Annotated in this window: 5 protein-coding genes; all 5 read left to right on the plus strand. The window is 38.3% G+C overall.

What is annotated here, in order from left to right; genetic code table 11:
- Nucleotides 1-4: 4 nt before the first annotated feature.
- The 5 genes from OCI93_RS12360 to OCI93_RS12380 all read left to right on the plus strand — a co-directional run bounded on the left by OCI93_RS12360 (nt 5) and on the right by OCI93_RS12380 (nt 7533).
- Entirely contained in the window at nt 5-346 is a 342-nt protein-coding gene (locus OCI93_RS12360) for a Na+/H+ antiporter subunit G (RefSeq protein ID WP_261594334.1), read from the plus strand.
- Between the two features lie 260 nt (nt 347-606).
- Entirely contained in the window at nt 607-2709 is a 2103-nt protein-coding gene (locus tag OCI93_RS12365; RefSeq protein WP_261626509.1) for a methyl-accepting chemotaxis protein, read from the plus strand.
- Nucleotides 2710-3031: 322 nt separating this feature from the next.
- The gene (locus OCI93_RS12370) at nt 3032-4150 is read left to right on the plus strand and encodes a serine hydrolase domain-containing protein (protein ID WP_261626510.1); all 1119 of its coding nucleotides are present in this window, start codon (nt 3032-3034) and stop codon (nt 4148-4150) included.
- Between the two features lie 537 nt (nt 4151-4687).
- Nucleotides 4688-6613, plus strand: a complete 1926-nt coding sequence (locus OCI93_RS12375) for a DNA topoisomerase III (protein WP_261626511.1) — start codon at nt 4688-4690, stop codon at nt 6611-6613.
- A gap of 62 nt (nt 6614-6675) precedes the next feature.
- Nucleotides 6676-7533: a tetratricopeptide repeat protein gene (locus OCI93_RS12380; RefSeq protein ID WP_261626512.1), complete on the plus strand. Its 858-nt coding sequence runs from the start codon at nt 6676-6678 to the stop codon at nt 7531-7533.
- The last annotated feature ends 337 nt before the right edge of the window (nt 7534-7870 follow it).

The following is a 7870-nucleotide window of genomic DNA, read 5'->3' on the forward strand; positions in this document are numbered from 1 at the left end:
GGATATGTCTGAAACATCTGAGTGGATAATCTCCATATTAATATTAATTGGTGGTTTTTTTGTATTAGTTGGTTCAATTGGTTTAGTAAAAATGCCAGATTTTTTTATGCGGTTGCATGGACCAACTAAAGCAACGACATTAGGTATGGCTAGTTTGCTCACCGCGGCAATGATTTACTTTAGCCAATTACAAACGGGCATTAGTGCAAAAGAAATTTTAATCTCGATTTTTCTTTTACTAACAGCGCCAATTAGTGGTTACATGTTAATTAAGTCAGCTATCCATCATAAGCTTAAAAGTATTGAGCGAACTTCAGGTAAAGATAATATTGAAGATGATGTGTGATATTTGGTATTAGGTAAAGGCATGATGAAGCATCATGCCTTTTTCATCGCCGTTTAAAATAGCAGTACTTGCACATCTAATTAGATTATGTTGTGCTACGAGCATAAATTCATAAAACCTCTGTAATTTCAGAATTCAAATGGACAACAGTGAGTATTTGCTGGACGTCCCTGTATGCAAGCTTGGCAAAGGTAAATTCACCTATCTGCATAAATTGTGTAAACCAAGCTGATTGTTTGCATTTACAAAGAAGGAAACTCATGAATCACACATCAATAAAAAGCAAGTTGCTTGTGTTTGTTGGCGTTTTAGTAACATCCCTTGTCATGTTACTGACGTTATACATGTGGCTGCATTTAAATGCGCAAAATGAAAAGCAAAACAAGCAAGTACAAAGCGCAATATATAGTGAGGCACAACGTAGTTTAACTGCGCAGGGTCGATACTACGCGCAGCGAGTTGGCGGATTTATCAATGAAGCATATCGTGTACCATTTACATTTTCAGGGGTACTTAATAATTCAGCACAAACTCAGCCGTTACCAAGAGATGTTGTTCAAAATGCTGTTGCTGGAGCGCTACAGCAAAATAAGTTTATTTCTTCAATGTATGCGCAGTTCGAAGCCAATGGCTACGATAATAAAGATGCTCAATATAAAACGGGCGCGAGTCATTCAGTTGCACAAGATGGCACCTTAGAAATTTATTTCACTCGTGATGCGGCTGGCATCTCGCAGCAAAAGGTTGTAGCAGCAGCAGATAAGTACTTAGACTCCAAAAATGAATTTGGCTTAAGAGAAGCAGAGTGGTATCTATGTGCCAAAGATAAAAACAAGCCATGTATAATGGAGCCATATCTTTACGATGGTACTCTTATGACCTCATTAACTGTACCCGTGCAGGCAAGTGGGAGGTTTGTTGGCTTGGTTGGGGTCGATGTAAATTTACCTATTTTTCAGCAGCAAGTTGAGGAATTATCAACTGCTCTATACAACGGTGCTGCAAAAGTTACTTTGCTGAGTGAGTTGGGTTTGGTTGTTGGCTCAAGTCATTACGATAATTTGGCCAGACCATTAAAAGAATCTATGCCAACGTCGCGTGCTCAGCAGTTGCTTGGCTTACATCAGTCAAAAGACATACTTGAAATAGGTGATGATATAGCGCTTGCATTGCCTATTTCAATTAAGCTTGCAAATACTACGTGGTCATTGCTAATTGAAGTACCGAAAGACGTGGTGCTTGCTCAAGCAAGGTCTTTAGCTAAAGAGCTTGAAGAATCAGCAAACTCGCTTAGTCAAACTATGTTAGTGGTTGGTGTGCTTGTTGCGATGGTTGGTATAGCAATTGCTATCGTGCTAATTAATACCATTATTAAACCTTTGACGCATATTCAACAGCGAATAGAAAATTTAGCCAGTAGTGAAGGTGACCTCACTCATAAACTTGAAGTAAGTGCGCATGCTGAGTTGATTGCATTAGCAAGGGGGTTTAATTTATTCACCGATAAGTTACGAAATATGATTGATGACTTAAAACAGCTGGCGGAACAATCTTATCAGCAGTCTTTCCAGACCACTGAAGTTGCTATCAATATAAAAAATAAAGTGGCGAACCAGCATAATGAAATCGACAGTGTGGTCGCTGCGATAAATGAACTAAGTGCTACGGCCTCTGAAGTGGCACGTTCATCAGAGCAGGCAGCGCAGAGTGCGAATGATGCCGCTGGGCAAGTGCAAAAAAGTGAAGCTAGTATTGTAAAAACTAACGAAACAGTACAAAAAATGGCATCTCAAGTACTCGATGCTAAGCAAGCTATTAATAAAGTGGTAGAGCGCAGTGCGGATATCTCTCAAATACTAGATGTGATCCGAGCAATTGCTGAGCAAACCAATTTGTTAGCACTCAATGCCGCAATTGAAGCCGCCCGTGCTGGTGAGCAAGGTCGAGGCTTTGCAGTCGTTGCTGATGAAGTGCGAGCGTTAGCTTCAAAAACTCATGCTTCGACAAATGATATAAGTAAACTCATTGACAATTTAACGCATGAAGTTCATCAATCAGAAGAGATTATTGAAAGCTCAGTATCTCAAGGGGAACTTGCTGTTTCATTCTGTGAGGAGTCTGCCCAGGCTATGGGTACATTGGTGCAAATGTTAGCTAATATTTCCAATGAAGTAACTCAGATTGCAACAGCGGCTGAAGAGCAAAGTGTGGTGACAGAAGAAATTAATAGTAACACGACAGGGATTTCTGATGCAGCAAGAGAACTATCACAATTGGCAGATCAAGTAGAAAAAGCAGCAAGCACGATGACTTTGATTGTTGAACAAAAGCATACGCAGTTGAACTTATTGAAAACGAAGTAAAGAGCTTCTGCAAACAGTCCTGTTCTGGTTGAGTCAAACTCAAATAGCCTGTTATATCTACAGGCTATTTGAGTATTACATAACCTACCAAAAGTATTTTTAATGTTCTTGGTGATGAAGAGCCTCAGCAAGGCGTATACCTTATTTTAGAATGATAATAATTACTTCAAAAGTAGCTCATACAATTTATTACTAGATTTATTGAAATTTAGGCATTCTAATGTGTGTTGTGAGTATTGTAACTATTTGATAAGGTGGTTTTTCGGGTGGATTATTTCGTCATTATAGCTAATTCAGACTAATTTTAATGAAGGTAAAAGGAATGCCGCACTTAATAAAAGCACGAACTGTATCCTATGTTATTTTTTCCTTACTTATTTTAACTGCTTGCAATAGTGATAGTAAGTTAGATTTTGAGTCATTTGTAGAGAAAAAGCTTACTCGACTTATTATAGAGGAAAATGCTCAGGTAGCCTCCATCGCCATTGTTAGCGGTAAACACAATTTTCAAAAGCATTTTGGTCAATTTCCAGATGGCACTAAACTTGGCAGCGAGACTGTATATGAAATTGCCTCCATTACAAAAACATATACTGGATTATTACTTGCTAAGGCTGTCACGGATAAAAAAGTGAAATTAGATGAGGATATTAGAGTATATTTAGGCGCTGAGGGTTATCAAAACCTGCAATACTCAAATAAAGCAATTACTTTACGTCACCTAGTAACACATAAAAGCACGCTACCTCAAGATTTTGCCTTTAACAGCGAAGATATAAAAAATGGCAGCGTTATTGAGCTGGTATCAAACTATTCTAAAGCGAAGTTCTTTGAAGATTTAGCTCAATATCAACTTACTTCAACACCTGGAGATGAGTATCAATATTCAAATGCCGGTGCGAAGCTTATCGGTTATATCCTAGAAAAAGTGTACAACAAGCCACTTTCGGTGCTTATTACTGAGTTTATTACTGAAAAATCGGGTGAAGAACATACTAAGTTTCGTCTTAGCGACCATGAGATCAGTAACATAACTAAAGGAACTGATGGTCAAGGGAATTTGCAGCCATTACTTAGCCCCTATTCTTTTGCAGAAGGGGGATTGACATCAACAACAAGCTCAATATCAAGCTATATGCAGTATTTGCTTAACCCATTATCTGAAGAAGTTACATTGTCGCAAACCTTACTTGCAGGAAGTGATAGAGGGCATGGGTATGCATTTTTTTGGAATACCTACAAATACAATTCAAATAAACCAATGCTCTATAACAGCGGGGGATCAATTGGAACTTCTAGCTGGTTAGCGCTTTACCCTAAGCAAGAGCTAGGAATATTTATTGTTACCAATGCTGCGGCTGGGAATACACAAGAAAAATTAAATGATATTGCTAATGCAATCGTAGAGAAGTATGAAATAGCTGCCAAGTTAAAACAATGAAAGAAAGTCTGTGGTGACAGGTTGCTAGGGTCTGTTGATCTTTGCTGTGTGTTTTTGCAGCAGTCATTCGGGTATTTTGGCAAGGCAGAACCTGCGTCGCATAGTTATTCTATGTAAGTCAGGTGATAACGTAGAAAAAATGCTCGAATGGCGCTGCCCAAAGGGTTCAACCAAAGGCTTCCACTACTTTGTCATTCGCAACTGACATAAATTATTATGCTGCATTACTAATTTCGCGTAATGAAAGCCTTTGATTTGAACAAAATTCATACCTAAAAGATCAACAGACCCTAGTAATCTAATTAGCCCTTGAGGTATGAGGGTGTTTAGTTTTCTTTGATAACCTTGAACTAAAACGTAAAGCTGTATTTAAACATAGGGCTTTAGGTTAAAGTTCAGAAATAGGCGTAAGTTCTTAACTTACATTATATTCTTATTTTGAATCGTACTGACTAGATAGAGCAAACTGGTATATTGTTGTAACATAGCTTAGAATAACTGTTAATTTATACAGTTGTTGAGCATGTGTTTAACTTTATGAAACTCTATATTGCTGAAAAACCATCTCTTGGTCGAGCAATTGCCGATGCTCTACCTAAGCCTCATAAAAAACAAGATGGGTTTATTGAAGCCGGTGATGGCAGTATTGTGTCTTGGTGTATTGGCCATTTATTAGAACAAGCTGAACCAGAAGACTACGATTCAAAATATAAGAAGTGGCAGCAACAAGATTTACCGATAGTCCCACAGCAGTGGCAATTTAAAGCCAAGCCCAAAACTAAAAAGCAGCTAAGTGTTTTAAAAAAGCTTATTAAACGTGCAAAAATGATAATTCATGCTGGTGACCCAGATAGAGAAGGTCAACTACTTGTGGATGAAGTTTTGCAATTTATTGGTCTTACTTCACAACAAAAGCAAACTACGCAACGTTTACTGATCAGTGACTTAAATTTACCTGCGGTCAAGCGAGCTTTAGCAGCCATGCAACCAAATAAGCTGTTTGTGCCCTTGAGTGTTTCAGCACTTGCACGTGCACGTGCGGATTGGTTGTATGGTATGAACTTAACGAGAGCATTTACTTTGGTAGGCAAAAAGTCAGGTTATCAAGGTGTGTTGTCGGTAGGGAGGGTACAAACACCGGTGTTAGGGTTAGTAGTCAGGCGCGATAAAGAGATTACTGAATTTGTATCTAAGCCTTTCTACGAAGTATTTGCGCACTTAGCTACGCAGGCAGGAGAAGAATTTATAGCTAAATGGCGGCCAAGTGACGCATGCAAGCCATATTTAGATGAAGAAAATCGTGTGTTAGTAAAAGAATTGGCTGAAAATGTTGTGTCTCGTATAAAGGGGCAACCTGGGGAAGTGAGTAAACTTGAGCAAAAACCCAAAAAACAAGCACCACCGCTGCCTTATAATTTGTCTGCGTTGCAGATTGATGCTGGCAAAGTGTATGGTATGTCTGCAAAACAAGTGCTCGATATTTGTCAAGGCTTATATGAAAGGCACAAGTTAATTACTTACCCTCGTTCTGATAATCGCTATTTACCAAGCGAACATTATCAGCACAGACAGACTGTACTCAAAGCGGTCTTGAATAACAAAGGTTGTAGTAAAGAGCAAATTGAAGGCGCAGACTTGTCGCTAAGGTCCAAATGTTGGAATGACAAAAAGGTCGAGGCCCATCACGCAATTATTCCTACAGTTAAACAGCTAAAGTCGGCGCAATTGGGGAGCCAAGAGCTGCAAGTCTATACTTTGATCAGTCGTCAGTATTTAGCACAATTTTATTCACCATTTAGCTATCATGAAACTACAGCGCATATAACTGTTGCGGGTGGGCTGTTTATTGCTAAAGCTAAGCAAGTTAACGAAGTTGGTTTTAAAGTACTTTTTACTAAACAAAGTAAAGATGAAGAGTCGTTGTCAAGTTTTCTGCCACCTTTACAACAAGGACAGAAGGTTCAATGTGTTGATGGGCAAGTGCAAGAGAAGCATACACAGCCTCCTCAATATTATACAGATGCAACATTGTTAAGTGCGATGACAGGGATCAACCGATATGTAAAAGATTCAGAGATAAAAAAAATTCTCAAAGAAACAGATGGCCTAGGTACTGAGGCAACTCGAGCAGGTATTATAGAGCTTTTGTTTAAACGAGATTTTTTACGCCGTGAAGGTAAGCAAATAAGAGCCAGCGAGGTAGGTCATGCCATGGTTGATATGTTACCAGAGTCTTTGACTTTGCCAGATAGAACTGCGTTGTGGGAGTCTCATTTGGCGAAGATAGCAAGTAAGGAATGTACCTATACGGTTTTCATGGAGCCTCTTATTACGCAACTACATGATTTTGTTTATGCAGCTAAACAGACGCAAAGCCCAAATCTAAAAGGATTAACGAAACCGCGTAACTTTAAACGCAAGTTTAAAAAGCGTAGTAGAAATACAACTAAAGCAAATAATTAGACTTGCAATCATACAATTTGCCACAATATAAAACAAAACAAGCAAAAACGAAAAATTAAGATATGACTAACCAGATTCAACTGACGCCTGACAATATCCAGCAAGTACTGGGTGAACAAAATCAAGATAAACTGATATTACTAACCTTTTTTAGTGCTCAAAATCCAGATTGTGTAGCGCAAGCTTCAATATTATCAAATTTAGCGGCAGCTTATGAATCTCATTTATTAGTTGCAACTGTAGATTGCGACCTCCAGCAAGCGCTGGCATCACAGTTGGCTCAGCAAATTGGTCTGCAAGCACTTCCAACGTTAGTGATGTTAAAAAATGGCTCGCCCGTAGATATGCTACCAGGTGCGCAAGGTGAGGATGAAATAAAAAAAGCGCTGGCTGAACACTTACCAAAACCTGAAGTATTATTACTTGATCAAGCTAAGCAGGCATTAGCTTCTGATGATTTAAATTCAGCTTTTAGTTTTGCAAAGCAGGCATATGATATAGATGCTAGTAATACTCGTGTGAAACTCGTTTTAGCTAATATATGTATTCAAATTCAAAAACTCGAAGACGCTGCTGCATTATTGGATTCAGTAGATGAACAAGAGCAAGATGCTTATTATCAAAACTTACAAGCTAAACTTATTCAGGCTCAGCAAGTACAGGAATCACCGGAAATAAAAATGCTAAGTTCAGCACTTGCAGAAGAGCCTGATAATAATGATATTAAAATTAAGCTGGCTCAGGCGTTTGGTGAGGCGGGCAGAAAAGAAGAAGCGCTTGAACTATTACTAAGCATACTAAAGCGAGATATGAACTTTATGTCAGCAAAGCAAGACTTTTTGGATATCATAGCGTCATTACCTGATGGTGATGCGTTGTCTGCAACTTACCGTAGAAAGCTATATAGTTTACTGTACTAAATATTTAAGTACTCCGATGAGTACATCAGAGGTTATTTAATTACTGATGTACTTTTTACAAAAATAATTTGCATCTTTTGTCTTTTCTACAATACTTAATTTCCGCTTTGCGTAATTATTAAACAAAAATATAATTTTTCATTAAGAGAAAGTTGTTATTTCATAGGGTTTGATTGTTTTTTAGTCTTAATGTGCTTTTTTTGCAATTTAATGAACAAAGCGCTTGCGCTTTTTATTCATCGCCCTATAATGCGACCCCACTGACACGGAGCGCTACGCACAATAAGCAAAGCAAAACGAGTCAGCGTCGAGTAAAACTTAAAATGACTTTTTAGTA

Source organism: Pseudoalteromonas holothuriae (assembly GCF_945859825.1).
Lineage (GTDB): Bacteria > Pseudomonadota > Gammaproteobacteria > Enterobacterales > Alteromonadaceae > Pseudoalteromonas > Pseudoalteromonas holothuriae.

Excerpts from the sequence above, each read along its gene's own strand:
- OCI93_RS12370 (WP_261626510.1), top strand. The coding sequence starts at position 3,032 with ATGCCGCACTTAATAAAAGCACGAACTGTATCCTATGTTATTTTTTCC.
- OCI93_RS12365 (WP_261626509.1), top strand. The coding sequence starts at position 607 with ATGAATCACACATCAATAAAAAGCAAGTTGCTTGTGTTTGTTGGCGTT.
- OCI93_RS12380 (WP_261626512.1), top strand. The coding sequence starts at position 6,676 with ATGACTAACCAGATTCAACTGACGCCTGACAATATCCAGCAAGTACTG.
- OCI93_RS12360 (WP_261594334.1), top strand. The coding sequence starts at position 5 with ATGTCTGAAACATCTGAGTGGATAATCTCCATATTAATATTAATTGGT.
- OCI93_RS12375 (WP_261626511.1), top strand. The coding sequence starts at position 4,688 with ATGAAACTCTATATTGCTGAAAAACCATCTCTTGGTCGAGCAATTGCC.